Annotated in this window: 30 protein-coding genes; 29 read left to right on the top strand and 1 reads right to left on the bottom strand. The window is 63.6% G+C overall.

Annotated features, from left to right (window positions below):
• From SKTS_RS16865 to SKTS_RS17000, 28 genes are all read left to right on the top strand, one after another.
• The gene (locus SKTS_RS16865) at positions 1-648 is read left to right on the top strand and encodes a DUF3164 family protein (RefSeq protein WP_173067802.1); all 648 of its coding nucleotides are present in this window, start codon (positions 1-3) and stop codon (positions 646-648) included.
• A gap of 2 nt (positions 649-650) precedes the next feature.
• Positions 651-938: a hypothetical protein gene (locus tag SKTS_RS16870; protein WP_173067805.1), complete on the top strand. Its 288-nt coding sequence runs from the start codon at positions 651-653 to the stop codon at positions 936-938.
• A complete protein-coding gene (locus SKTS_RS16875; protein ID WP_173067808.1) occupies positions 931-1,410 on the top strand; it encodes a phage protein GemA/Gp16 family protein in 480 nt (159 codons plus the stop codon). Before SKTS_RS16870 ends, SKTS_RS16875 begins: the two co-directional genes overlap by 8 nt.
• Positions 1,411-1,413: 3 nt before the next feature.
• Positions 1,414-1,866: a hypothetical protein gene (locus SKTS_RS16880; protein WP_198420388.1), complete on the top strand. Its 453-nt coding sequence runs from the start codon at positions 1,414-1,416 to the stop codon at positions 1,864-1,866.
• Positions 1,867-2,113: 247 nt separating this feature from the next.
• Positions 2,114-3,100, top strand: coding sequence for a phage protease (locus SKTS_RS16885; protein WP_173067811.1), 987 nt, complete (start codon positions 2,114-2,116; stop codon positions 3,098-3,100).
• A gap of 93 nt (positions 3,101-3,193) precedes the next feature.
• Complete coding sequence (locus tag SKTS_RS16890; protein WP_173067814.1) at positions 3,194-4,096, top strand: Mu-like prophage major head subunit gpT family protein; 903 nt, start codon at positions 3,194-3,196, stop codon at positions 4,094-4,096.
• A gap of 87 nt (positions 4,097-4,183) precedes the next feature.
• Positions 4,184-4,630, top strand: coding sequence for a hypothetical protein (locus SKTS_RS16895; protein WP_173067817.1), 447 nt, complete (start codon positions 4,184-4,186; stop codon positions 4,628-4,630).
• Positions 4,630-5,124: a phage protein Gp36 family protein gene (locus SKTS_RS16900; protein WP_173067820.1), complete on the top strand. Its 495-nt coding sequence runs from the start codon at positions 4,630-4,632 to the stop codon at positions 5,122-5,124. Before SKTS_RS16895 ends, SKTS_RS16900 begins: the two co-directional genes overlap by 1 nt.
• Positions 5,121-5,600 carry a phage tail terminator protein gene (locus tag SKTS_RS16905; protein WP_173067823.1) on the top strand — a complete coding sequence of 160 codons (480 nt, stop codon included), beginning with the start codon at positions 5,121-5,123 and terminating at the stop codon, positions 5,598-5,600. Before SKTS_RS16900 ends, SKTS_RS16905 begins: the two co-directional genes overlap by 4 nt.
• Positions 5,597-7,072 carry a phage tail protein gene (locus SKTS_RS16910; protein WP_173067825.1) on the top strand — a complete coding sequence of 492 codons (1,476 nt, stop codon included), beginning with the start codon at positions 5,597-5,599 and terminating at the stop codon, positions 7,070-7,072. The genes SKTS_RS16905 and SKTS_RS16910 overlap by 4 nt, the downstream gene beginning before the upstream one ends.
• 109 nt (positions 7,073-7,181) lie before the next feature.
• The gene (locus tag SKTS_RS16915; protein WP_173067828.1) at positions 7,182-7,544 is read left to right on the top strand and encodes a phage tail tube protein; all 363 of its coding nucleotides are present in this window, start codon (positions 7,182-7,184) and stop codon (positions 7,542-7,544) included.
• 10 nt (positions 7,545-7,554) lie between these two features.
• Positions 7,555-7,830, top strand: a complete 276-nt coding sequence (locus SKTS_RS16920) for a phage tail assembly protein (protein ID WP_173067831.1) — start codon at positions 7,555-7,557, stop codon at positions 7,828-7,830.
• A gap of 303 nt (positions 7,831-8,133) precedes the next feature.
• Positions 8,134-10,173 carry a phage tail tape measure protein gene (locus tag SKTS_RS16925; protein WP_198420389.1) on the top strand — a complete coding sequence of 680 codons (2,040 nt, stop codon included), beginning with the start codon at positions 8,134-8,136 and terminating at the stop codon, positions 10,171-10,173.
• Positions 10,173-10,337 (top strand): hypothetical protein, encoded by a 165-nt coding sequence (locus tag SKTS_RS16930; protein ID WP_173067836.1) that lies wholly within the window; start codon positions 10,173-10,175, stop codon positions 10,335-10,337. Before SKTS_RS16925 ends, SKTS_RS16930 begins: the two co-directional genes overlap by 1 nt.
• Positions 10,321-11,493, top strand: coding sequence for a DNA circularization protein (locus SKTS_RS16935; protein WP_173067839.1), 1,173 nt, complete (start codon positions 10,321-10,323; stop codon positions 11,491-11,493). The genes SKTS_RS16930 and SKTS_RS16935 overlap by 17 nt, the downstream gene beginning before the upstream one ends.
• A gap of 66 nt (positions 11,494-11,559) precedes the next feature.
• Positions 11,560-12,588 (top strand): phage baseplate assembly protein, encoded by a 1,029-nt coding sequence (locus SKTS_RS16940; RefSeq protein ID WP_173067842.1) that lies wholly within the window; start codon positions 11,560-11,562, stop codon positions 12,586-12,588.
• A 61-nt stretch (positions 12,589-12,649) separates the two neighbouring features.
• Positions 12,650-13,225, top strand: coding sequence for a phage baseplate assembly protein V (locus SKTS_RS16945; protein WP_173067845.1), 576 nt, complete (start codon positions 12,650-12,652; stop codon positions 13,223-13,225).
• Position 13,226: 1 nt separating this feature from the next.
• Entirely contained in the window at positions 13,227-13,637 is a 411-nt protein-coding gene (locus SKTS_RS16950; protein ID WP_173067848.1) for a phage GP46 family protein, read from the top strand.
• The gene (locus SKTS_RS16955) at positions 13,634-14,680 is read left to right on the top strand and encodes a baseplate J/gp47 family protein (protein ID WP_173067851.1); all 1,047 of its coding nucleotides are present in this window, start codon (positions 13,634-13,636) and stop codon (positions 14,678-14,680) included. The genes SKTS_RS16950 and SKTS_RS16955 overlap by 4 nt, the downstream gene beginning before the upstream one ends.
• Entirely contained in the window at positions 14,677-15,249 is a 573-nt protein-coding gene (locus SKTS_RS16960; RefSeq protein WP_173067854.1) for a hypothetical protein, read from the top strand. The genes SKTS_RS16955 and SKTS_RS16960 overlap by 4 nt, the downstream gene beginning before the upstream one ends.
• Positions 15,236-16,300 (top strand): gp53-like domain-containing protein, encoded by a 1,065-nt coding sequence (locus tag SKTS_RS16965; protein ID WP_173058512.1) that lies wholly within the window; start codon positions 15,236-15,238, stop codon positions 16,298-16,300. The genes SKTS_RS16960 and SKTS_RS16965 overlap by 14 nt, the downstream gene beginning before the upstream one ends.
• A gap of 9 nt (positions 16,301-16,309) precedes the next feature.
• Entirely contained in the window at positions 16,310-16,864 is a 555-nt protein-coding gene (locus SKTS_RS16970; RefSeq protein ID WP_173067857.1) for a DUF4376 domain-containing protein, read from the top strand.
• Positions 16,865-16,867: 3 nt separating this feature from the next.
• Positions 16,868-17,308: a hypothetical protein gene (locus tag SKTS_RS16975; RefSeq protein WP_173067860.1), complete on the top strand. Its 441-nt coding sequence runs from the start codon at positions 16,868-16,870 to the stop codon at positions 17,306-17,308.
• 141 nt (positions 17,309-17,449) lie between these two features.
• Positions 17,450-17,641, top strand: a complete 192-nt coding sequence (locus SKTS_RS16980) for a Com family DNA-binding transcriptional regulator (protein ID WP_244617524.1) — start codon at positions 17,450-17,452, stop codon at positions 17,639-17,641.
• On the top strand, positions 17,601-17,753 hold the full coding sequence (locus tag SKTS_RS16985; protein ID WP_173058515.1) for a hypothetical protein: 153 nt from the start codon (positions 17,601-17,603) through the stop codon (positions 17,751-17,753). The genes SKTS_RS16980 and SKTS_RS16985 overlap by 41 nt, the downstream gene beginning before the upstream one ends.
• A complete protein-coding gene (locus tag SKTS_RS16990) occupies positions 17,750-18,877 on the top strand; it encodes a GNAT family N-acetyltransferase (protein ID WP_173067866.1) in 1,128 nt (375 codons plus the stop codon). The genes SKTS_RS16985 and SKTS_RS16990 overlap by 4 nt, the downstream gene beginning before the upstream one ends.
• Before the next feature lie 62 nt (positions 18,878-18,939).
• Complete coding sequence (locus SKTS_RS16995; RefSeq protein WP_198420390.1) at positions 18,940-19,476, top strand: formyltransferase family protein; 537 nt, start codon at positions 18,940-18,942, stop codon at positions 19,474-19,476.
• Positions 19,477-19,573: 97 nt separating this feature from the next.
• Positions 19,574-20,176, top strand: a complete 603-nt coding sequence (locus tag SKTS_RS17000; RefSeq protein WP_280513690.1) for a GSU2403 family nucleotidyltransferase fold protein — start codon at positions 19,574-19,576, stop codon at positions 20,174-20,176.
• A 3-nt stretch (positions 20,177-20,179) separates the two neighbouring features.
• Here SKTS_RS17000 and SKTS_RS17005 read toward each other — a convergent pair whose 3' ends face one another.
• Positions 20,180-22,156, bottom strand: coding sequence for a monovalent cation:proton antiporter family protein (locus SKTS_RS17005; protein WP_173067875.1), 1,977 nt, complete (start codon positions 22,154-22,156; stop codon positions 20,180-20,182).
• A gap of 108 nt (positions 22,157-22,264) precedes the next feature.
• On the opposite strand from SKTS_RS17005, the gene SKTS_RS17010 reads away from it, so the two are divergent.
• Positions 22,265-23,239, top strand: coding sequence for a KpsF/GutQ family sugar-phosphate isomerase (locus SKTS_RS17010; protein ID WP_173067878.1), 975 nt, complete (start codon positions 22,265-22,267; stop codon positions 23,237-23,239).
• Positions 23,240-23,246: the final 7 nt, after the last annotated feature.

A 23,246-nucleotide genomic window follows, 5' to 3' on the forward strand; every position in this document is an offset into this window, starting at 1 on the left:
ATGAACCAAATCCCCCCCAGCCCCCCTTTTTCAAAGGGGGGAGAAAGCCCCGCCGAATTCATGGAAGACGCCCAGGGACGGCTGGTGCCGCTCGCCCTGGTCAAGCCCATCGACCGCGCCCGCGACAGCCTGGTATATGAAATCGTTACCGGCGCAAAGCTCCAATCCGCCGCCCTGTCCGGCTTCAAGAACCGCGTGTTCGACGACATCCAGGCGTTCGTCGAACTGTCCGGCGAGCAGTACGGCGTCAAGCTCGGCGGCAAGAAAGGCAATGTCACCCTGGTGAGCTTCGACGGAAAGTACAAGGTTCAGCGCGCCATGGCCGACAGCCTGGTGTTCGACGAACGCCTGCAGGCCGCCAAGGAACTGATCGACCAATGCATCCACGAATGGGGCCAAGGCAGCCGCCCGGAAATCATGGCCCTGGTCAACGACGCCTTCAACGTCGACAAGGAGGGCAAGATCAACACCGGGCGCGTGCTCGGCCTGCAGCGTCTCGACATCCGGGACGAAAAGTGGCTGCGGGCGATGCAGGCCATCCGCGACAGCATCCAGGTCGCCAGCAGCAAAGCCTATTTCCGGGTGTACGAGCGGGTGGGGAATAGCGGCGACTACCAGGCTATTCCGCTGGATGTGGCGGGGGTGTGACCATGAAAACCTACCACGCGGACCCTGCCGACCATGATGCTGTGGCCGCTGCGTTGCTGGAAAAGTACCTAGACGTGGGAGCCAAATGCAAATGCGGCACCGGGCTGAATCACTTGGCATTGCTCAGCGTTGAAGATCCGAAAGGACAGAACGTCGAACTGGTGCTTGCCTGTTCTTGTTGCGACAGGACTTACAGCGCATTTCTGCCCCTCGACAGGGGCGTCCCCGCCGAGAGCGGCAGCAAAGCTGCTCGCTCTGGCGAGACGGGCGAAGGCGTTGATCATGTCTGACCTCACCAGGCATTACCTCCAGCTGGTCGGCATCGCCAAGGGCTGGGCGACGAAGAACCTGCCCGGCTGGTGCGACGAAACCCACCGCGATCTGCTTTCCCGTCATGGCGCGACGATGACGGATGGCCGGGTTTCCGCCAGCACCTTGAACGCGCAGCAGCTGCGCGCGGCGCTGGATGACTATGAGCGGCGGGGCTGGCCGCGCCGCAATGGCTTTAACCCCTCGCCCGCAGGCGGGAGAGGGGCAGGGGTGAGGGAGAATGCCAAGCCGGTGCCGCCCCGCATCGCGCACCTGGTGCGCCTGTGGGGCAAGCTCGGCGAAGCGGGCAAGGTGGACAAGGCTACCCGCCCGGCCTTGCTGGCCTTTTGTGCCCGCCAGGTGGACCGCGAGGTTTCCGACCTGGACGGCCTTTCCATCGCCGAGTGCCAGGCCATCACCGAAGCCCTCAAGGGCTGGCTGAGGCGCGCGTAAGCCATGGGAATCCCACGCCACCGCCGGAACTTGCCAGCCGCGCCGCAGCCCGAGGACGCGGCAAGCTTCCCGGCTGTCGACGACGAGCTGCTGCGCACTCTGCCGCCGCTGCTGCGGGCCGTGGTGCGCGCCCTGGGATTCGGGCGGGCGCGGGAATGGCTGGCGGAGCATGGCGGGGTCAATGTCACCCTCCCGGCCCGCCGCACCCAGGCGCTGCTCCTGGAGGCCGACGAACTGGCGCGGCTGCGCCACACGCTGGCACCGCATCTGGATGCGGCGGGCCGCTGCTGGATGCCCAAGGCGGACAAGCTCTTCATCCGGGTGCGCGATGCCCAGATCCGCAAGGATCGCCCCGCCACCAGCGTCAATGCGCTGGCCCGGCGAGAAAACCTTTCCTCGCGCCAGATCCTGAACATCTGCCGCGAAGACGACGAAAGGCAATTCGACCTGTTTTAAGCCGGATTCGGCAAAACTTGTGCAACAGACATGCAGCAGCACCACGGCAATAGCCTTATCTGGATTCGAAATCGCCTTTGCCGCGTTTACAGAAGTTCGGCTGATGCCATCGTAGCCGCCGCCCCCTGAAAAGCGCCTACGGCCCGTTTCTGGCGTTCCGCCCCAAGCCGCCGAGCGGGAAACGTTTCCAGCGGTGTTAAGAATTCCCCCTCACGCGATGATGCTTCCTACCCGATAGGAGCAAGCCGTGCAGAAAAACGTAACCAAGACTTCCATCGCCGCCCTGACGTTTGAACTGCTGTCCGGCGATGGCGGTGTTCCCACCGAAGCCCATCTGTTGCCGCCCGGCCCATTTCGCGCCGTGGATGGCCGCCCCTTTGAATGCGACGGCTGGAAGCTGGACGCCGCCATCGCCGCTCGGGTGATTGCGCGGGCCGCCGCCCAGAAGAACGACATCCTGATCGACTTCGAACATCAGAGCCTGCGCTCCGAGTGGAACGGCCAACGTGTCGAAGCCGCCGGGTGGATTCCGCGCACGATGGAATGGCGCGAAGGCAGTGGCCTGTACGCCCTGAACATCGTTTGGGTCGGCGACACCGCCGACCTGATCGCGGCGAAGAAGTTGCGCTACATCAGCGCGGTCTTCCTCTACGACACCGTGACCGGCGAGGTGCTGGAAATCATCTCCGTGGCGGCTACCAACACCCCGGCCATGGACGGCCTGGACGCCTTGGCCGATCTGGCCCGCAAGCATTCCGTTTTTTCAACCGAAGAGGAGGCCGATATGGCTCAAGAGAAGGACGTGGCCGCGCTCGCTGTTGAGCGTGACGGCCTGAAAACCCAAGTGGCGGCATTGGTCGCCGAGCGCGACGGGCTGAAAACCAGCCTGGCCGCGCTGACCGTAGAACGCGACACCCTGAAAGCCAAGGCGGACGCCGCCGAACAAGAGAAGGCCGAAGCCGCCCTTACCACCGAAAAGGCCAAACACGGCGAGCTGCTGCAAGCGGCGCTGACCGATGGCCGTCTGACCCCTGCGCAAAAGGGCTGGGCGGAAAAGCAGACGCTGGCCGCCCTGACCGAGTACCTGGACGCCAGCAAGCCGCTGGGCATCCTCCAGAAGCAAACCGACGGCATGGACGGCGGCGGGCATGGCCTCACCGAGGCAGAGCTGGCCATGTGCAGCCGCATGGGCGTATCCCCCGAAGATTTCACCGAGGCCAAGGGAAAGGCTTAGTCGCCGCCGGGCATAACAAACGACCCTATCCATTGCACCTTCTCCATCCGAGAGAAGGCTGGGATGAGGGCTACCACTGAACAGGAGAAGAACATGGCAGCACTGACGCAAGTACAGATCGACGCACTGAAGACCACGCTGATCGCCCGCTGGAACGCCGGCTTGAAGATGTCCCCCGACGACTGGAAGAAGATCGGCAAGCTGGTCAAGAGCAGCGGCAAATCCAACACCTATGAATGGCTGAGCCAGTTCCCCGCCTTCCGCGAGTGGGTCGGCTCCCGCCTGCACAAGGTGTTCAAGGAAACCGCCTACACGGTGGTGAACCGCAAATTCGAATCCACGGTAGACGTGCAGCGCACCGATATCGAAGACGACAACATCGGCCAATACGGCACCATCGCCGAATCCGCCGGGCAATCGGCCACCGACCTCAAGAACGACCTGGTGTTCCAGGCACTGACGGCCGGCTTCGCCTCCACCTGCTACGACGGCCAGTATTTCTTCGACACCGATCACCCGGTAGCCGCCAACGAAGACGGCACAGGCGCGGTAACGGCGGTCAGCAACATGCAGGCCGGCGCCGGTGCCCCCTGGGTTCTGCTCTGCACCAAGCGCGCAGCATCCCCGATCTACCTGCAGGAACGCATGGCCGCCCAGTTCGATAGCGTGAACTCGGTACAGAACAGCAACGTATTCGACCTGGACGTGTACAGCTTCGGCGGCCGTTGGCGCGGTGAAGCTGCCTACGGCTTCTGGCAGTGCGCTTTCGGCTCCAAGGCCGCGCTCACTGCCGCCAACTTTGAAGCCGGCTACGACGCAATGATGGCCATGACGGGCGACGGTGGTCGCAAGCTCGGCATCATCGCCGACACGCTGGTGGTCGGTTCCGCCAACCGCGCCGCCGCCGAGGCTGTGGTGATGAAGGCCAATCTCGCCAACGGGGAGTCGAACACCAACTACAAGCGTGTGGAACTGATCGTCACGCCCTGGATGTAATCGATAGAAACAAACGTCTCTCACTTTCGCCCCCTCTCCCGCAGGCGGGAGAGGGTTGGGGTGAGGGCAATTAGAAAGGAGCCTGAAATGGCCAAGACATTGTTTGTGCGAGTGCAGCCCAAGAGCGGTCAAAAGACATTTTTCCGCTGCGGTATCCAATTTAGCCAGGACTGGCTGCCGGTGTACGACGTCGACGCCGCCACCGCCAAGCGCCTGAAAGAAGAGCAGATGCTGGAGGTGTCGGAAACCCGACCGGCGGAACTGGAGAACGAAACGCTCAACGCAGCTGACCCTGCGGGCGGCTCCAGCGCCGGTTCGGCTTCCGACGCCCCGGCGGCTGCACCCGAAGACCAAACCGAACGCTACGCCGCGATCAAGACGGCAATCGCCGCCCTGGACAAAGCGGATGCCACGGCATGGACCAAGGGTGGCAGCCCCAATACCAAGGCGCTTGAGGCGCTTACCGGCTGGCCGGTGAACGCCATCGACCGCGATGCGGTATGGGCTGAAATCAACGCACAGGCCGCGCAGTAATGGCCTTCGCTTCCCGCTCCGACCTGCTGGCGCGCAGCAACGCCCGGCGCCTCGCCCAGCTGGCGGTTCCCGCCGACGTGGACATGGTGCCGGACGAAGCCCTGCGGGCCGCGATTGCGGGGGGCAACCTGACCGGCTTCACCCCGACAGAGCAAGCCGCCCTGGCGCTGGCCCTGGAGGCTATCGACAAGGCGCTGGCCGACGCCGACGCGCTGCTGCTGTCCTACGGCATCCCGGCCACGGTGCAGACCAGCCTGCTGGCCCGGCTGGCTTCTACCATCGCGCTCTATTACCTGCAAGGTGCGGAGCGCATGACGGACGATGTCCGCAAGGCTTACGACGGCGTGATCGATACCTTGACGGCGCATAGCCGGGGCAGTATCGACCTGGTCCCCGCCGCGCCAACCGACCCGCTGCCGAGCGAAGACGCGGCCATTATCGCCAGTCGGCCGCAGCGCTACGGCACTTATCAACCGGATGAGTTCGGGCTGTGATTTCCCTCAAGCCCCTGATCGAACACCTGACCCCCAAGCCCGCCGGGTTTGACGGGCTATGGTTCCGCCAGGTGGCCGGCGCCGCCGAGTTTGCGCGCATCCGTCCCGAGGCCTTGCCCTTGCCCGCCTGCTGGATCGTGCGGGCGGCGGACAAGGTGCAGCACGCCGGAGAGCGGGCCGAGAACGTTACGCTGGCGTTCGACGTGGTGATCGCCATCGAAAACGTCCGCTCGCACGCCCAGGGCGAAACCGACGACACGCTGCTCAAGTACCGCCAGGCTGTCAAGGCGTTGCTGCTGGGCTGGGAGATCGAGGCGGATATAAAGCCCATCAAGTTCGGCGGCGGCCAGGTGCTGGAATACACCGACGGCGATCTTTACTGGCGCGACCGCTACGGCTTCGAAGCGCTGATTACCAACTATTTGCCGGACCCGCCTGCTTTCGACAGGCTCAACTATGTAGGAGAAAAACTGTGACGATTACCTTTAGTGAAGTGCCCCAGGCGCTGCGTTACCCCGGCGGCTATATCGAGATCGACGGTAGCCAGGCCGGCCTTGGCGGCGACCTGCCTATCGTGTTGCTGGTCGGGCAGAAGCTGCCGACGGGCACGGCCCCGGTCGGGGAAGTGGTTCGTCTCTCCGGCATTGAAGACGCCAAGCTCAAGGCCGGCCCCGGCTCCATGCTGGCGCAGATGGCCGCGCGCTACCGCAAGGTCGACCCGATTTTCGACATGTTCATGCTGCCTTATGCCGACAACCCGGCTGGCGTGGCGGCGACCAGCCCCCTTACGGTGAACAGCGTGGCCACCGCCAGCGGCACCCTGGCCCTCTACATCGCCCAGCGCCCTATCTCCGTAGGCATCGCCGTGGGCCAGACGGAAGCCCAGATTGCTACCGCCATCGCCCAGGCGATCACCGACGCCGGTATCGACATCCCGGTAACGGCGGCCGCAGCCGGCGCGGTGGTGACCCTGACCGCCCGCCACAAGGGCACCTGCGGCAACGCCATCGACCTGCGCCTGAACCTCTACGGCGAAGACACGCCCGCCGGGCTGGGTATCTCCCTGGTCGCGATGTCCGGCGGCGCGGGCGACCCGGAAACCGGCGACCTGCCCGCCCTGATCGGCCAGCGCTGGTTCAGGTATGTGGCGCTGGGCATCAACGACGCCGCGACCCTGGACATCTGGCATGCCGAGAGCAGGCGGCGCTACGCGGTGCCGGTGCAGGCGGGTTTCCGCGCCTTTGCCGCCTTCCGGGGCGACTACGCGGCGGCCGCAGCCTGGGGCGAAACCAAGAACTACGAGCACATCACCGACACCTGGCTGGGCATCAGCCCGCCCACCACCTGGGAGGCGGCGGCAACGCTGGCCGCCGCCGCCGCGCCGAAGCTCTACAACAACCCGGTGATTTCACTGGAAGGCACGCCGCTGCCCTACTTGAAGGCGGATGTGGGCTACAACGACTTCACCAACGGCAACAGCCTGCTGTTCAAGGGCATGAGCCTGATGGAAGTCGGCAAGGACGGATCCTGCTACATCAAGCGCCTGATCTCGATGTACCAGACCCGCTCCGACGGCAGCGTGGACGACGCCTACCTGGACATCAACATCGCCGAAGTGGCGGAGCGCTTCCGCTATGAGCAGCGCAGCGGTGCGGCCCAGCGCTTCCGGGGCACGGTGGCGTCCAAGACAGACGAAGGCTACCGCCCCGGCCTGCCGATCACCACCGAAGACGGCGTCAGGGGCTTCCTGCTGAGCCTCTACAAGAACGTGCTGATGAAGGAATATGGCTGGGTGCAGGCATATGCCTACTACAAGGACACCCTGATCGTCGAGCAGGATCCGGACAACCCGAGCCGCTTCAACTTCCGCGACGACCCGGTGTTCAACTCGCCGTTCTACATCCTCGCCGGCCGCTCGCGCTTCCGCAAGGCAGTCCCAGCCTATTAAAACAAGCGCCTTTCACGTTTGCCTCCTCTCCCGCAAGCGGGAGAGGATTGAGGTGAGGGCCTGGGCAAGGGCAAAGCGAATTTAACAACCTTTCAAAGAGGATTCGAACATGGCAATAATCAACAATATCCGCACCGTGTCGGTGCCCTCCATCGGCAAGCTGCCTCTGGGCGACAAGCCCGGCACCTTCACCCCCAGCGGGATCAAGCGCGAGCACAAGGCGGGGCGCCTGGCGGAAGACGGCGGGCATACCGAAACCAGCGTGCCGGCCAAGCTTGAACTCTCCATCAACCTGCTGGGCGGGGTGGACATCCTGGCCATCAACGCCGTCGATAACGAAGACGTGACGGTGCGCCTGGCCGATGGCCACGTGCATCTGATGAGCCAGGCGTTCGTGACCGAGCCGATCCCGGTCGGTGACGGCGAAGGCAAGATCACCATCATGGCCAATACGTCCGAACAGATCAGCTAAGGGGCTAACCATGGCAAAACTCACACTCAAGCACCCGCTGACCTTCGGCAAGATGACTGTCGATTCCTTGACATTCCGCGACTACACCACCGCCGGTGACTATCTGGCCTTCGACCAGCGCGGCGGCGTGGCGCAGCGGATCGCGCTGATCGCCAGCCTGACCGGCAGCGACGAAAGCCTGATCAAGCAACTGCGCGGCCCAGATTACCGGGCGGCCGAAAAGATCGCCGACGACATGATCAATGGCGACGAGGCAGGCGACGAGGAAGCAGCTGAAAAAAAGTAGTCCGCATCCTGATCGCCGTGGGGCTGCTGATGAACGTGATGCATCAGCAGCTGCCGGTGGTCGAGGCGATGCCCCTGGCTAAGTTGTTTGTCCTGGCCAAACTGGCCGCCGTGATGAGCGGCCGGGAGTTCAAGTAAGACCCGGCCCGTCCGGCTGGAAACGTTTCCAGCCTGCCCCAGCAACTCCCCTCCAGATAAGCTCCAGATACCCCCCGGTTCTGGAGCTTTTCTCATGTCGTCGTCCGCAGTTGATGTAGAAGTAAGATTGAAGTTGAAGGACGGCGCGACGGCCGGAATCAAGTCCGTGTCGCAAGCCTCCGAGCAGGCCGCCGCCAAGGCGGCGACCGCCACCGAAAAAGCCGCCCAGAAAGCCGCCGATGCCGTCGAGAAAGGCGCATCCCGCCAGCGCAGCAGCTACGAGAAGCTCTCCCACGCCCGCGAGACGCTGGGAATCCGTTCCGAGCAGGCCATCCAGCGCGAAATCCAGCATACCGAAGCGGCTTATAACCGCCTCGCCGCGTCGGGCACCCTGTCCTGGCGGGCGCAGGCCGCCGCAGCCGACAAGATGCGCCAGCACGTGACCCAGCTCACCAACGAAATGGGCAAGCTGACCGCCGCCCAGAAGGCTTATTCGGGGCTGAAGTTCGGCGCCGCCGGGGCGGCAGGGGTGGCCGCAGCCGCTTATACCCTCAAGGGTCCGGCCGAGCAGGCCATGAGTTACGACCGACGGCTGGCGCATATGGCCAATACCGCGTATTCCGAGCGCGATGCGGCGGGCCGGAATATCGGCATGAAGACCCTGGAGGCGGCGGTCAACAAGGCCAGGCGGCAGGGCGGCGGCACCCGAGAGCAAGCCGCCGAGGCGCTGGATACGATGATCGCCTCGGGCACGGTATCGGACGGCGATGCGATCAAGATGCTGCCGGGCATCATGAAAACGGCGACCGCCTCTGGCGCGGACGCGAACGAGCTGGCGACCATCGCCATTCGGGCCAAGCAGAGTTTCAAGATCAAGGCCGAGGATTTGCCGTCCTTGCTGAGCGCGGCGATGGCCGCCGGGCAGGCGGGCGGATTCGAGTTGAAGAACATGAGCAAATGGCTGCCGCAGCAGATGGCGATGGCCGGCAATCTCGGGCTGTCGGGTAAGGAAGGATTCGCCAAGCTGGCGGCCTGGAACCAGGCGTCGGTCATTACTTCCGGCGACAAGGATGAAGCGGGCAACAATCTGCGCGATCTGCTCATGGAACTCAACACCCCCCATTTCCGCAAGTTCATGGGCGATCAGCTGCTGGGCAACGGACACACCGCCAAGAAAGGCGAAAAGGAGAAGCGACAGAAGGATATCGATGCGCTCTTCCTGGATTATCAGAGCAAGGGCATCGACAAGGTATCGGCCACCATGGACATGGCTGACAAGGTCTTTTCCAAGGACAAGAACTACCAGAAATTGCAGGCCAAGCTACGCGCCACCGGCAAGGACGACCAGGCCGGAAAACGCGAAATTATCGAATCCATGGCCGCCCAGGTACAGGGCACGGCGGTGGGCAAGATTTTCCATAACCAGCAATCCTTGATGGCCTTCCTCGGGCTGATGAATAACCGCCAATACACCCAGGAGGTCCTGGGTAAGGTGCGCGATCAGTATTCCGCCCCGGAGGATAAATCCGCCGTCGGCACCGCCTACCAGGTCATTGGTGGCACGGCGGATTACAAGCTGGAGCAGGCGGTTGAAGACAAGAAAACCGGGCAGAAGTCGGCCATGGACAGCCTGACGCCGGCCATCGGCAAAGTGGCAGAGGCATTTTCCGACCTGGCCAGCAAGCACCCGTTCCTGATCGGCACCACCACGCTGGCCACCACCGCGCTGGGCGCGCTGGCCGGCGCGGCCGGGCTGGCATCGGTAGCCATGGGCGGCAAGGGCTTGCCCGGCGGTGGCGCGATTGGCAGATACGCCCCGGTCGCGATGAAGGCGGCCAAGGTCGGCGGTATTGCCGGCATCGCTTCGCTGGTGGGCGATTACGCCCTGGAGAAAGGATTCGGGGAGCAATCCGCTATCACCCGCTATGGCTCCAGCGCCTTGAACGGCGCGGCCACCGGCGCGACGCTCGGCAGCATCGTCCCGGTGCTCGGGACCGGCGTCGGGGCGGCAGTCGGCGGCGGGCTCGGCCTGGCCTGGGAGGGCATCAAAGACCTGCTCAAGCCTGCCGAGCAGAAGCCCGTCGATGTTAATTTCAAAGGCCAGCTCGGTTTGGATCCAGGATTGGTGCTTCGGAATCAATCCATGCAGGCGAGCGGCGGTAACGTGCAAATGAACACCGGCAACATCCACACGGGAGCGCCATGATGAACGCCCCGTTTTGGATATTGCTGGGCGTCATTCTTGGCGCGTGGATTGGATGGAATGTGGCCCATGTGGCCGTGGCGGCCGAATGCGAGCGGCTGGGCGGGTTCTTTGTAGGCAAGCAGGTTTTCAAGTGCGTTGAGGTGAAGAATGCCGACGGAATCTAACTGGCAGGATCGCATGGCCACCGCCTCGTTCCGTGGCTTCGAGTTCCCGACCGACAGCCACGAGGCCAAGGGGGGCCGCCGCCTGGTGGTGCATGAGTTCCCCGGCGCGGAAGAGCCGATGGTGGAAGACTTGGGCGGCAAGGCGTGGGACTGGAAGCTGAATGCGTATTTCATCGGGCCGGACTACGACCGCGAGCGCAACGGCTTCCTGGAAAAGTTGAATACGCCGGGCCCCGATTGGCTGCGGCATCCTTGGCTGGGCGATCTGTGGGTGCGGGCGCACACCTGGTCATTACACGAGAGCAACGACAAGGGCGGGTTTTGCACGGTCTCTATCGAGTTCGTGCCGGGCGGCGAGCAGCCTTATGCCGCCGAGCCGGACAAGGTGGATATCGCCATCGACCGCACGCGCAAGCTGGCGGACGCGGCGGTGGAGGATTTCGCGCTGGAGCCGATGAGCGCCGACGGCATGACGGCCTTCATCGCCGCCGTGCATCAGAAGCTGGAGGTGCTGCGCCAGGTGATCGCGCTGGCCACCTTGCCGCTTACCTGGGCGAACCAGGTGCAGGGATTGATCGCCGGGGTCAAGGGCGACCTGGCCGCGCTGATGGCGCTGCCCGGCGCCTACGCGGCCGCTTTGCAGGGCTTGGTCGACGTCCTGGGCGGCGGGGCGGATAGCGCCGATTTTTCCGACACGGCCCGGCCGCGCGTGGTGTCGCGCCTGGCCGGCGTGGCCACGGTAAAAAGCGGCATCGCGCTTTCCGGCGTGGCGGCTACCGATGGCGCGGTGCGGCGCAACCTGCTGCGCGAAGATGCTCTGCGCAGCCGCCTGCTGATCACCGCCGCCGCCCAGGTGGCGCTGGCCGACTACCGGGCCGAGGCGGATCGCGACGCGGCGCTGGCCAGCGTGGTGGCGGCGCTGGATATGCTGCTGCCCGGCCTGCCCGATCCGGTGTTCCAGGCCGCCGTGGCCGCCCGTACTTCCCTGATTGAGGCATTGCTGGCGCAGGACTTGAAGCCCGCCACCTTCCGCGACGTGTCGGCCCCGCTGCCCGCCGTGGTGCTGGCTTATCTGCTGGGGGTGGATGAGGGGGTATTTCTCGCCCGCAATGCGGTGCGCCATCCGCTGTTTGTGATCGGGCGGGTCTATGGATAACGCGGCCCCTCTCCCTAACCCTCTCCCGCAAGCGGGCGAGGGGACAAACGTGAAAGGCGTAACAATATGACTGCTGAAATACGCTTCGACGGCCAGCGCTACGGCTTCTGGCAGAAGGTGGATATCCGGGAATCGGTGGACGATCTGTGCGCCTCGGTGCGCCTCTCCATCACCCGGCCCGGCACCAGGGATTCGCTGGGGCTGACGGCCAATACGGTGGCCGGTGTGCTGATCGGCGGCGACCTGGTCACCACGATCCGCCCGGACAGCGTCCGCCGCCGGGTCGATGCGGACAGCCACGCAATCCACGTGGAGGCGCGCTCGCTGGGGCGCGAATTGGTGGACTGCCAATATTCCACCACGCTGCATGGCTTGCGCCTGGGCGAGATCGTGAAGCGGATTTGCGGCATCTTCAAAGTGCCGGTGAAGATCGCCGCCGAAACCGCCGTGGTGCCGGATTTCTCCATGCAATGCGAGATCCCGGCTAACGCGCTGATCAACGCGGCGCGGGCGGCCAACCTGCTGCTTTACCCCTTGCCGGACGGCGGGCTGATCCTGACCCAGCCGACCAGCGCCGCCCCGGTGGCCACACTGGAATACGGCGTGCACATCAAGCGCTATGAGGTGGTCGATGAGTTCAAGCTGCGCTTCTCCGAATACGTGGTGAAGGGTTTCGATTACGACGGCGGCCAGGCGACGAAGGGCGCGTCCAAAGATGCCGGGATCAGCTTCTTCCGGCCCATGCACATCGTGGCGGACAAGCATGGCCACACCCTGGGCGGCTGCGGCCGGCGCGCTTTGCTCGAGCGCAACCGGCGGATGGCCCGCGCCCATCGCATCGATCTGGAAGTAGTGGGCTGGCGCTATCTGGACGGCAACGGCAAGCTGCAGCCCTGGGCGATCAATACCCAGGTGCGGGTCATCATTCCTAAAGAGGGCATCGACGGGGTGTTCCTGATCGGCGAGCGGGCGTTCACCGAGGATGACAAGGTCGGCAGCGTGGCCCATCTGCAGGTGATGAACCGGGACGCCTTCATGGGCGAGGAAAAGAAGAAATCCAAGCGCGGCACCGGGACGCGGAAGGTGATGAAATGAATCCCTCACCCCAACCCTCTCCCGCCTGCGGGCGAGGGAGCAAACGTGAAAGGCACTTGTTATGATTGGGCAGGTATGGACCCGCCTGCAGCTGCTCTTCGCCCAGGGAACGGGCACCCTGATCGGGGCGGACAAGGTGCAGGTGCAGGTGCTCGACGGCGAGCCGCTCAACAACATCAACCGGGTTGAGCCTTACGGATTCAGTTATCGGCCCAAGCCGGGGTGCCAGACGTATTTGCAGTTCCCGGCCGGCGACCGCTCCTTCGGCGTGGCCATCGTGATCGGCGACAAGCGTTACCAGATGGACCTGGAGGAAGGCGAGGTGGCGCTTCATGACGACCTGGGGAATTACGTCAAAATCAAGCGTGGCGGGATCATCGAAGCCCAGGCCACCACCAAGGTGATTGCCGATACGCCCCTGTTCGAGACGACGCATGACGCGAAGATCGGCGGCAACCTGATGGTAATGGGGAAGACGAATTCCAACGGCGGTTATTACGGCGTGGACGGCGGCGCGGCGCAGATGCAAGGCGGTCTCCATATCACCAACGATTTGACGGTGAACGGCAAGAACGTGAGCGACAGCCATACCCATACCAGCAACGCGCCGGGCGCGCCGACCTCGGGAGTGAATTGATATGTTGAAACTGGTGCAGACCGATTGGGGCGTGTTCGACCTGGCGTTCGACGATCCCGCCCTGGACGATGCCGACGCGGCGGTGGCCACGCTGGTCTATGGGGTGCTCTTCACCGATGCAGAGGCTCCGGCCGGCCGGGTGGCGGACAGCTTCGACCGGCGCGGCTGGTATGCCGACCCGTCGCGCGGCAGCGGCCTGTGGCACGTGCGCCGCCAGCCGCTGAACAGCAACGCCCGGCGCGAGGCGCTGGCCATGATCCGCACCGCCTTGACCGCGCGCGCCCCGGCGCTGACCGATATCCAGACCCAGGAGGTAACCCTCGCCGAGCCCGCTGGAAACGTTTCCAGCGTATTCCTTGAAGTCACCGGCTACCACAATGGACGAAAGTTCATTGTGCGAGCCCCCCTGTGACCGTTTACGTCAGACCCAGTTATCCCGATCTGAATTCCCGCATCGAAGCCGACCTGGCCGCGATGCCCGCCGTGTTGCGCGGGCCGCTCGCGGCGGCTTGGGCACGAGCCTGCCATAGCCAGCACGGCCATCTGGACTGGATCGACGCGCAATGCTCCCCCCTCTCCTGCGAACTGGAGCGGCTCTATGACTGGGCCGCCTTGTACGGCGTCGACCGCCTGACGGCGACCGCCGCCATCGGCAATGTGCTGGCCACCGGAGTCCTGGGCACGCCACTGCTGGCCGGCACGCTGCTGCGCGGCCCGAACGGGCTGGATTACGAGGTGCTGGCCGCCGTGGCGCTCGGGGCGGGCGCTACTCCGGTTTCCATCCGCTGCACCACTACCGGCAGCAGCGGCAACCTGGGCGCCGGGCAGACACTGACGCTGGTCGACCCGGTTCCCGGCTGTGCCAATAACCTGACCATCGACGCTTTCGGCATCAGCGGCGGGGCCGAGGATGAGCTGCTGGAGGATTGGCGCGTGCGCGTGGCCGATGAGTGGCGCACGGTGGTCACCCGTGGGGCGCGCTCCGGTAAGGACGATGATTACCGCTTCTGGGCGAAGAGCGCCCATCCGTCAGTTACCACGGCGCTGGTCCAGCGGCATACCCTGGGCATGGGCTCGGTGGTGGTGCGCCCGATCTGCGACGGCCTGGCCGACCGCCTGCCGACGCAAGCCGTGCTGGACGCGGTTGCCGCTTACCTGCTGGATATCGCCCCGGCGACCGCCGACTGGCGGGTGGTGTCGCCGATTAAACATGCGGTGACGGTATCCATCGACCTGCTGCCGGGCTTCGATACGGCGCCCAACCGGGCCGCCATTGACGCCGCCGTCAGCGCCACCGTGCTGGCCGAAGCCAGCGAAACCGCATTGCTGGCCATGGCCGAGATCGACGCGGCCATCGCCACCGTCACCAGCCAGTACACCCGGCTTGCGCCGACCGCCGACACGGCGGCGGCCCCCGGCGAGGTGCTGGTGCTTGATCCGATTGTCTGGGCATGAAGATAACAGCCCATACGCCCCGCGAGTTCGTCGACGCCATCAAGGATCTGCTGCCGCCTGGCGCGGCATGGGACTGGCCGGTGGGTGGCATGGGCGACGGGATGCTGCTCGGCACCGCCGCCGAACTGGCCCGCGTCGAGGCCGCCGCCCAGAACGTGCTGGACAGCGCCATCGAAACCCATCGCCCCAAGACCGGCAGCTGGCACATCAGCGAGTATCGGCGCGTGGCCGTGGAAGCGCTGGGCGGGCTGACCGAGACGATGCCGCGCCGCCCCGCCGCCATCGGCGGCCACATCGGGGATCGGCTATGGAGCCATGCCGCGCCGGGGCTGAATTTCCCCATCGACCTGGTGCGGGTGGAACACCTGCTGGGTCCGGCCCGCGTGGGCAGTCGCATCGGCGACCGCCTGTGGGGCAGCCGTGGGCGCTACGTGCTGCGGGTGCGCTATTACCGCTCGGTAGTGAATCCGGCGGTGCTATGGGAGGCTCTGGCGGCCTTCAAGCAAGCCCACGTTTTCTTGTGGTTCGAAGATATTTCAGGAGTAGGAGGGAACTATGGACAGAATTAACGGGGCCGGACATGTGGACCACTTGTTTGTGGCCGAAGATCCGGCGACCAACCGGCCGCCGACGGAGATTACGGCGGAGTGGATGAACAACTTGCAGGAAGAGGTGGTCGCCATAGCCACCATGGATGGCGGAGCGCTTAACCCGGCGGTTAAAACGCAGGCGCGGGATGCAATCGTCGCGTTTTTTCAGGGCAGGATTGACGCGCTGGTCAATGCGTCCCCTGCCGCTTTGGATACCCTGAAAGAACTAGCCGACGCGCTGGGTAATGACGCCAACTTCGCTACGACGATCACAAACGCGCTGGCGCTCAAAGCCCCGCTCGCCTCGCCAGCCCTATCCGGAACGCCGTCCGCGCCGACGCCAGCTCAATTCGACAGCAGCCAGAAGCTGGCAACGACGGAATTCGCTACCAAGATCGGTTTGTCAGCAGCCGATCTGCTGACTGTCGCAGCGGATGCCGTATTGACTGCAGCTACCCATGTCGGCAGAACAATTCTGACTGGTGGCGCGCTGGCAAATATCACGCTCCAGGTGCCGTTGGCCAACACCGTCAGGAAAGGCGGGTGCATTGAGTTCATGCACACCGGGAATGCGGCATATTCTGCGGCCTTGCAACGTCAGGGGACAGATACGATAAACAACCCGGCGGCGAAAACGTCTGTTTCGCTAGGTTTCGGCGATACGATCATGCTCGAATCCGACGGGGTCAGCCAATGGTTTGCAGTCGGCGGATCGCTGGCGATGGCTTCCGGGACAACAACTGGCGTATTTGGCGCATCCTTTGGTACAAGCGGATTCCAAAAACTGCCGAGCGGGAAAATTATCCAAACGGGTCAAGTGGGGACGAATGGTTCCGGAGATACCGTAGTCGCGTTTCCGATTCAATTCCCGAATGCCGTGCGCTCCATCGCGCTTGGGGTAGTCGGGTCTGGTGCGGGTTACATGGCGACGTTTAATACCCCCACTGTTAATGGAATGAATGTCGGATCGTGGTCATCGACAACAGTAAGGGCGGGTGCCACGGTACATTACATCGCGGTTGGGGATTAAGGAGAAATCATGCGCTTTTCAAAAATCACGGGAAACTTTTACCCGGAAGACACCGAATATTCAACGCTGCCCCCCGATATCGTGACCGTTTCGCAGGAAGATTACGAACGCGCAATGGGTCGTGCAATAGGCGAGACGCTGGATGTTGTCAACGGTTCAATTGTCATTGTTCCTGTGCCTGCGCCGACAGCTTCAGAAATCAAGACCGTAAAGTTGGAAGCTATCAAGGGCGAGCGCGACCGTCGCATCCAGACCGGAGGCTACAAGGTCGGGGCGAAGTGGTTCCACTCCGACACGTTCAGCCGCACGCAGCAGATGGGACTCGTCATGCTGGGCGCCAACATCCCGGCGAACACGCCATGGAAGACGATGGACGGCACCGCCGTGGTCATGACGCAGGCGCTGGCCGGGCAGATTTTCGCCACGGCGGCGGCTTCCGATATTGCCATCTTCGCCGCGGCCGAAACCCACAAGGCCGCGATGGAAGCCGCCGTCGACCCGTCCGCCTACGATTTCTCCGGCAGCTGGCCGCAAACCTACGCCGAATCCATCGCCCCGGCGTAGCGCGTGAAGATCGCCTTCTTCTACGGCAAGCAGCCGAGCAGCTTCCTGACCCGCTTGTTCACCGGCTCGGCGTGCTACCACGTGGCGTTTGTCGACGAGCAGGCCGGCATGCTCTACGACATGAACCTGCTGCGCCGCCGCCGCAAGTGGCCGGACGAATTTGCCGGCCACCAATACCGGTTGGCGGATTGCCCGGTCGCGGTCGGCCGTGATTACCTGGAAGCGCGGCTGACCGATGACGCCAGCGTCTACGGTTGGCGGGATTACCTGCTGTTTGCGTTGCGTCCGCTCTATCACCTGGTAGGCAGGAGCACGCGCAATGCCGGTGGGGAAATCTGCTCGGAAATGGTCTGCAATGATTTGCAGGCGAACGGCTGGGCGGTGAGATTCGATGAAGTACCCAGCCCGGCAGACCTGGAACGTCTGCTGTTGTTGCGGCAATAAGAAAAAGAGACGGCGCGACCGTTAGGGGTGCGGGAACACCCCTGACGGCCACCTCCCGCAGTTGTAGCCTGCGTTTGGCCAAGGCACCGTGCTGTGCACACAGCGGGCCGAAGGCTATCACGCGAAAGCAGTAAAATGGAAATGGTTCGTTGCGGTTCCTGCAATAGAAAACTGGCAGAAGCGGAATATATCCGCCTCTCCATCAAGTGCCCACGCTGTGGCGCTATAAATCAAATGAAGGCCTCCGAGCCTCTAATCAGCGCGGCAAGACCGCCAGATCTGGAGGCCCATGATGGCAAACTCGAAGCAACCCCTCGGAAAGAACGGCTTTAAATACCGCGAGCAGTACGGCGTGATCATCCTTTGCGATGACGCCGAGGCGCAGGAGCGGCTCTTTAATCAGCTAAAGGCGCAGGGCTACAAGCTGCGGGTGGTGACCGTATGAAGGTCGAAATCCGCCATCGCTGCTCCGACTTCGATACTTACCGCGCCGCCCGCGTCAAATCCCTGTTCAACGTGGAAAGCGGGGCGGACTTCGCCCTGGACGTCGATCTGCCGATTGATGACGGCGACTGGAGCCTCGGGGTGGTAGTCGGCCCCTCCGGCAGCGGCAAGAGCAGTATCGGGGCCAAGCTGGGAAGCGCCTACGCCCCGCGCTGGCCGCAAGACTTGCCGGTCATCGATGCCATTGCACCGGGCGGTGATTTCAACGCGGCCACCGGGGCGCTGTCTGCGGTCGGGCTGGGCAGCGTGCCCACCTGGCTGCGCCCTTTCCAGGTGCTGTCCAACGGCGAGCAGTTCCGTGCCACGCTGGCCCGGCTGGTGTGCGAGGCGCCCGAGTTTGCCGTGGTGGATGAGTTTTCCTCGGTGGTGGACCGGCAGATCGCCAAAGTCGGTGCCGGGGCGTTCGCCAAGGCATGGCGGCGCACCGGTGGCAAGGCGGTGCTGCTGTCTTGCCATTACGACATCCTGGACTGGCTGGAGCCGGACTGGGTTTTCGATACCGCTTCCGGACAGTTTGAACGGGGGCGTCTTTGGCGAAGGCCGCGCCTGGAAATGCACATCCATCAAACAGACTGGCGTTACTGGCCCTTGTTTGAGCCGCATCACTATCTGAAACTGCCCCGCATGATCGCCGCCAGATGCTACGTAGCCACCATCGACGGTGAGCCGGTGGCCCATCTGGCCGTCAGCACCCGGCCCGGCCTGGTAGAGGCTCGCGCCTGCCGCCTGGTGGTGATGCCGGAATGGCAAGGGGCGGGGGTAGGCATGCGCTTCCTGAACGCGGTTTGCGATGCCTGGCGGCGCGGCGAGAACCGCTACGGCAAGCCCATGCCCACACTCTTCCATACTTCCCATCCAGGGCTGGCCAGCGCCCTGCGACGGGATCGCAAATGGACGCAGGTATCGGCCAAGCTGCACGGCGACCACAAGGGCCGCTGCCGGGAGTCGGTAGCCAAGAGCGCGGCCAAGGCGGGCAAAGACGCTTCCGGAGCGGCAGGCTACGGCGGCCATTTCAGGGCCGTGCAGGGCTTCCGCTACCTCGGGGAGGCCGTATGCGCATCGTGATTGTTGGCCAGCAATGGTTGGGGGCCGAGGCGCTGAAACTCTGCCTGCGACGGGGTGATGAGGTGGTCAAGGTGTTCGCACCAGGAGCGGAAGGCGAGGAATACAACCGCCTGTCCGCCGCCGCCCAGCAGGCCGGGATTCCGGTCGAGGTGAGCCGGCGCCGGGTGGACGCGGCGCATATCCCGGCCGGCGTCGACCTGATCGTGGCGGCCCATGCCCACGCCTTCATCACTCAGGGCGCCAGGCTGGCCACCCGGTACGGGGCGCTGGGCTATCACCCCTCGCTCCTGCCAAGGCACCGAGGCCGGGACGCCGTGCGCTGGACCATCCACATGGGCGATCCAATAGCCGGCGGCACCGCCTACTGGATGGATGACGGCGCCGACACCGGCCCCATCGCCGCCCAGGACTGGTGTCACGTCCGCCCAGGCGACGACGCCAGGACGCTATGGCGGCGCGATCTGGCCCCGATGGGGCTACGGCTGATAGAGAAGGTACTGGGAGAACTGGATAAGGGAATCGTGACAGCCATCCCCCAAGCAGACTATCCTGCGACATGGGAGCCGGCCTTTTCATCGACCAGGCTATCCGAGGCATAAGGCGAAAAAAATCCGCCCTCACAAGGGGCGGATATTCGTCATCCGGTAATCATCGAATTTCTTTGAATATTGTTTATCCGGGATTCAAACGCTTTTCATCCGGAAATCAAAGCCGCTTTACTCTGGAGTCGTCTTTGCCGAGGAGTTTGTCGCCACGACCGATGTGGATCTGCTTTGGGACTCCAGGGCAAAAATCAGGCTGGCCAGCACAGGGGATGACACAGACTTTGCGGGCATCATGGCACTACTCAAGCGCGCCGACAGATCGTTCGAGATCGTCGAAAACACGCCGTTCCGCGCCGCAAACGAGGATGGTTTCATGGTCGACCTTATTCGCCAGACGCCAAACCCGCCCTGGAAAGTGGAACCGAACCGTTTTTTTGAAAACGACCTGATCGCAACCGACATCTGGAACATGAAATGGCTGTTGAGCGCGCCTAGAGTCGAGCAGACCGTAATCTGCGAAAACGGCAGACCCGCAAGAATGGTAGTTCCAGACCCACGTGCCTTCGCGCTATTCAAGCTCTGGTTATCGTCCAGCAATGAACGCGAGCCTATCAAGAAACGACGTGACCTCCACCAGGCCGCTGCAGTGTTTGCACTGGTAGAACAATATTTGCCGCAATTTCCGTTGTCACGCGCAGCGTTGAAAATGTTTCCGGCAGAAATTGCCCAAAGCATGCCGGTCGGCACCCGCTAGTCTTTACCCCTGCAGCAGCTTGCTTTCCGCCTGCACTAGGTCGTCCGCCGTTCCCAGCAGCACCAGCACGTCCCCCGCCATCAGTTTCGTGTCCGGCGATGGCTCGAGGCCGCGGATGCCTCTTCGGCGGATCGCGGTGATCTCCACCAGCAGGCTGTCCAGTTCGAGTTCGGCGAGCGTCTTGCCGATCGCCGCGGCCTTGTCGCCCAGCGCCACGGAGGAGAGGCGGGGTTGCTCGTGCTCTTCCAGGCCGCTTTCCGCCTCGCCGCGGAACACGCCGCGGAACAGTCCATAACGCTGCGAGCGCACTTCGCGGATGCGCCGCAGCACGTGCGCCAGCGGGACGCCGAGCAGCATCAGGGCATGGGAAGCCAGCATCAAGGAACCTTCCAGCACTTCCGGCACCACCTCGGCCGCACCGGCCTGTTGCAGCTTGCCCAAGTCTGAATCGTCGAGGGTGCGCACCACCACCGGCAGATCGGGGCGTAATTCATGCACCTGATGCAGCACCTTGAGGGCAGACGCCGTGTCGGCATAGGACACCACCACTGCCCGCGCACGCTGAATGCCGGCTGCCATAAGAACCTCGCGCCGACTGGCATCGCCATATACCACGTTCTCGCCTGCAGCTGCAGCAGCTCTCACGCGCTGCGGATCAAGGTCCAGCGCAAAGAATGGAATCTCTTCCAGACTTAGAAAACGCGACAGATTCTGACCGCTGCGACCATAACCGCAAACGATCACATGCCCCTCTGTGCCCGCGCTCTTGACCACGATTTCATGCAACTCCAGCGCACGGTAATTCCAGTCGTTGCGACACAGACGCGATACGATCGCACCGCTGTGATGCAGGAGAAACGGGGCTGCCAGCATGGAAAGCAACATCGCCGCCAGAACAATCTGCGCCACATAGAGAGGCAGGAGTCCGCCATCATTGGCAAGGGTCAGCAGGACAAAACCGAATTCTCCCGCCTGAGCGAGGAACAGACCGGTGCGCAACGACACGCTGATATCGTGACGAAAAAGGCGGCTCAACAAGGCGACAATAGCTCCCTTTCCCAGCACCAGACCAAGCAGTACGAAAACGACCCAGCCCAGATTCGCCGCCACGGTTCTGAGGTCCAGCAGCATGCCGACGGTGACGAAAAACAGGCCCAGCAGGACATCGCGGAAAGGCTGAATGTCGGCTTCGACCTGATAGCGGTATTCCGTTTCGGAAATCAGCATGCCGGCCAGGAAGGCACCCAGCGCCAGAGACAGCCCGGCCAGGCTGGTCAAGTAGGCCAGGCCGAGCGTCACCAGCAACACATTGAGCATGAACAACTCGGAGGATTTACGCCGCGCCACCCAGTGAAACCAGGGCCGCATCAGGCGCTGCCCCAAATAGAGCAGGCCGAACAGCAGCACGGCCGCCTTAAGGAAAACCATGCCGATTACGCCAGCCAGATCATCGCCAGTAGCTGACAACGCGGGAAGCAGGATCAGCAAAGGCACCACCGCCAGATCCTGGAACAGCAGCACCCCGATCACCAGTCGTCCGTGGCGCGACTGGAGCTCAAGGCGTTCGGTCATCATCTTGCTTACAATGGCGGTGGACGACAGCGCCATTACACCGCCCATCGCCACGCCAGCCTGCCAGGAGTGCCCAAACAGCAGCGCGGCCACCAGCACCAGCGCCAGGGTGACCAGCACCTGCGCGCTTCCAAGACCGAACACCACGCCCCGCATGGCTTTCAGTTGCGGCAAGCTGAATTCCAGGCCGATACTGAACATCAGGAAAACAACGCCAAATTCGGCCAGGTAACGAGTGTCCTCGCTATTGGGAATCCATCCCAAGGCATGAGGTCCTGCCAACATGCCCACCAGCAGATAGGCCAGCAAGGGCGGCAGGCGCAGGCTGCGGAACAGAGCCACCGCAAAGACTGCTGCGCCGAGCAGTACCAGAACTGATTGCAGGGTGGTTGTGGCGTCGTGCGGCATGAAACAGTTGTCCTCCAAAGTCAGCGCGGCTTTATCGCTTATGCGTTCGGCCTTATACTATCACGACTTAATTTACCCGCCGGCGAGCCACGCCCTCCGGCCAATCCGATGCCGACACCCGAAAAAATCCTCGATCTGGCGCGCCAGGTTCTGACCATCGAAGCCGATGCCATCCGTGCGCTGAGCCAGCGCCTCGACCACAATTTCGTCCACGCGCTGGAGCTTTGCCTGGCCTGCAGCGGACGCATCATCGTCAGCGGCATGGGCAAGTCCGGCCACGTCGCGGGCAAGATCGCCTCCACGCTGGCCAGCACCGGCACGCCGTCCTTCTTCGTGCACCCCGGCGAGGCCAGCCATGGCGACTTGGGCATGATCACGCCGCAGGACGTGGTGATCGCCCTGTCCAATTCCGGCGAAAGCCCGGAACTGGTCGCCATCGTGCCGCTGATCAAGCGTCTCGGCGCCAAGCTGATCGCCATGACCGGCAATCCCCAGTCGACCATGGCACGCGAAGCCGACCTTCATCTCGACGCCAGCGTGACGCAGGAAGCCTGTCCGCTGGGGCTGGCCCCGACCGCCAGCACCACCGTGGCGCTGGCCTTGGGAGATGCCCTGGCGGTGGCGCTGCTGGACGCGCGCGGTTTCGGCAAGGACGACTTCGCGCGCTCCCATCCTGGCGGTGCGTTGGGTCGGCGCCTGCTGGTGCATATCCAGGACATCATGCATCAGGGCGACGCCTTGCCCAAGGTACCTGCCGACGCCAGCCTGAGCGCGGCGCTGCTGGAAATGACCAAGAAGGGGCTGGGCATGACCGCCGTGGTGGACGAACAGGAGCACATCCTCGGCATCTTCACCGACGGTGACCTGCGTCGTCATCTCGACTCCCCGCTCGACATACGTACCACGCCCATCCGCGACGTGATGTCATCCAGCCCGCTCACCATCGCCCCGGAACGCCTGGCGGCGGAAGCGGTGCAATTCATGGAACAGCGCAAGGTCAACGGACTGCTGGTCGCCGACAGTGCCGGCCGCCTGGTGGGCGCCTTCAACATGCACGACCTGCTGCGCGCCGGCGTGGTTTAAGGATAGT

Origin of the sequence: Sulfurimicrobium lacus, from assembly GCF_011764585.1 — a bacterium.
Taxonomy (GTDB): domain Bacteria; phylum Pseudomonadota; class Gammaproteobacteria; order Burkholderiales; family Sulfuricellaceae; genus Sulfurimicrobium; species Sulfurimicrobium lacus.

Coding starts and splice junctions, on each gene's coding strand:
- SKTS_RS16960 (WP_173067854.1), top strand. CDS start 14,677: ATGAAGATAACAGCCCATACGCCCCGCGAGTTCGTCGACGCCATCAAG.
- SKTS_RS17010 (WP_173067878.1), top strand. CDS start 22,265: ATGCCGACACCCGAAAAAATCCTCGATCTGGCGCGCCAGGTTCTGACC.
- SKTS_RS16935 (WP_173067839.1), top strand. CDS start 10,321: ATGCCGACGGAATCTAACTGGCAGGATCGCATGGCCACCGCCTCGTTC.
- SKTS_RS16865 (WP_173067802.1), top strand. CDS start 1: ATGAACCAAATCCCCCCCAGCCCCCCTTTTTCAAAGGGGGGAGAAAGC.
- SKTS_RS16920 (WP_173067831.1), top strand. CDS start 7,555: ATGGCAAAACTCACACTCAAGCACCCGCTGACCTTCGGCAAGATGACT.
- SKTS_RS16900 (WP_173067820.1), top strand. CDS start 4,630: ATGGCCTTCGCTTCCCGCTCCGACCTGCTGGCGCGCAGCAACGCCCGG.
- SKTS_RS16895 (WP_173067817.1), top strand. CDS start 4,184: ATGGCCAAGACATTGTTTGTGCGAGTGCAGCCCAAGAGCGGTCAAAAG.
- SKTS_RS16875 (WP_173067808.1), top strand. CDS start 931: ATGTCTGACCTCACCAGGCATTACCTCCAGCTGGTCGGCATCGCCAAG.
- SKTS_RS16880 (WP_198420388.1), top strand. CDS start 1,414: ATGGGAATCCCACGCCACCGCCGGAACTTGCCAGCCGCGCCGCAGCCC.
- SKTS_RS16950 (WP_173067848.1), top strand. CDS start 13,227: ATGTTGAAACTGGTGCAGACCGATTGGGGCGTGTTCGACCTGGCGTTC.
- SKTS_RS16985 (WP_173058515.1), top strand. CDS start 17,601: ATGGCAAACTCGAAGCAACCCCTCGGAAAGAACGGCTTTAAATACCGC.
- SKTS_RS16970 (WP_173067857.1), top strand. CDS start 16,310: ATGCGCTTTTCAAAAATCACGGGAAACTTTTACCCGGAAGACACCGAA.
- SKTS_RS16915 (WP_173067828.1), top strand. CDS start 7,182: ATGGCAATAATCAACAATATCCGCACCGTGTCGGTGCCCTCCATCGGC.
- SKTS_RS16930 (WP_173067836.1), top strand. CDS start 10,173: ATGAACGCCCCGTTTTGGATATTGCTGGGCGTCATTCTTGGCGCGTGG.
- SKTS_RS16945 (WP_173067845.1), top strand. CDS start 12,650: ATGATTGGGCAGGTATGGACCCGCCTGCAGCTGCTCTTCGCCCAGGGA.
- SKTS_RS16890 (WP_173067814.1), top strand. CDS start 3,194: ATGGCAGCACTGACGCAAGTACAGATCGACGCACTGAAGACCACGCTG.
- SKTS_RS16990 (WP_173067866.1), top strand. CDS start 17,750: ATGAAGGTCGAAATCCGCCATCGCTGCTCCGACTTCGATACTTACCGC.
- SKTS_RS16965 (WP_173058512.1), top strand. CDS start 15,236: ATGGACAGAATTAACGGGGCCGGACATGTGGACCACTTGTTTGTGGCC.
- SKTS_RS17005 (WP_173067875.1), bottom strand. CDS start 22,156: ATGCCGCACGACGCCACAACCACCCTGCAATCAGTTCTGGTACTGCTC.
- SKTS_RS16870 (WP_173067805.1), top strand. CDS start 651: ATGAAAACCTACCACGCGGACCCTGCCGACCATGATGCTGTGGCCGCT.
- SKTS_RS16940 (WP_173067842.1), top strand. CDS start 11,560: ATGACTGCTGAAATACGCTTCGACGGCCAGCGCTACGGCTTCTGGCAG.
- SKTS_RS16980 (WP_244617524.1), top strand. CDS start 17,450: ATGGTTCGTTGCGGTTCCTGCAATAGAAAACTGGCAGAAGCGGAATAT.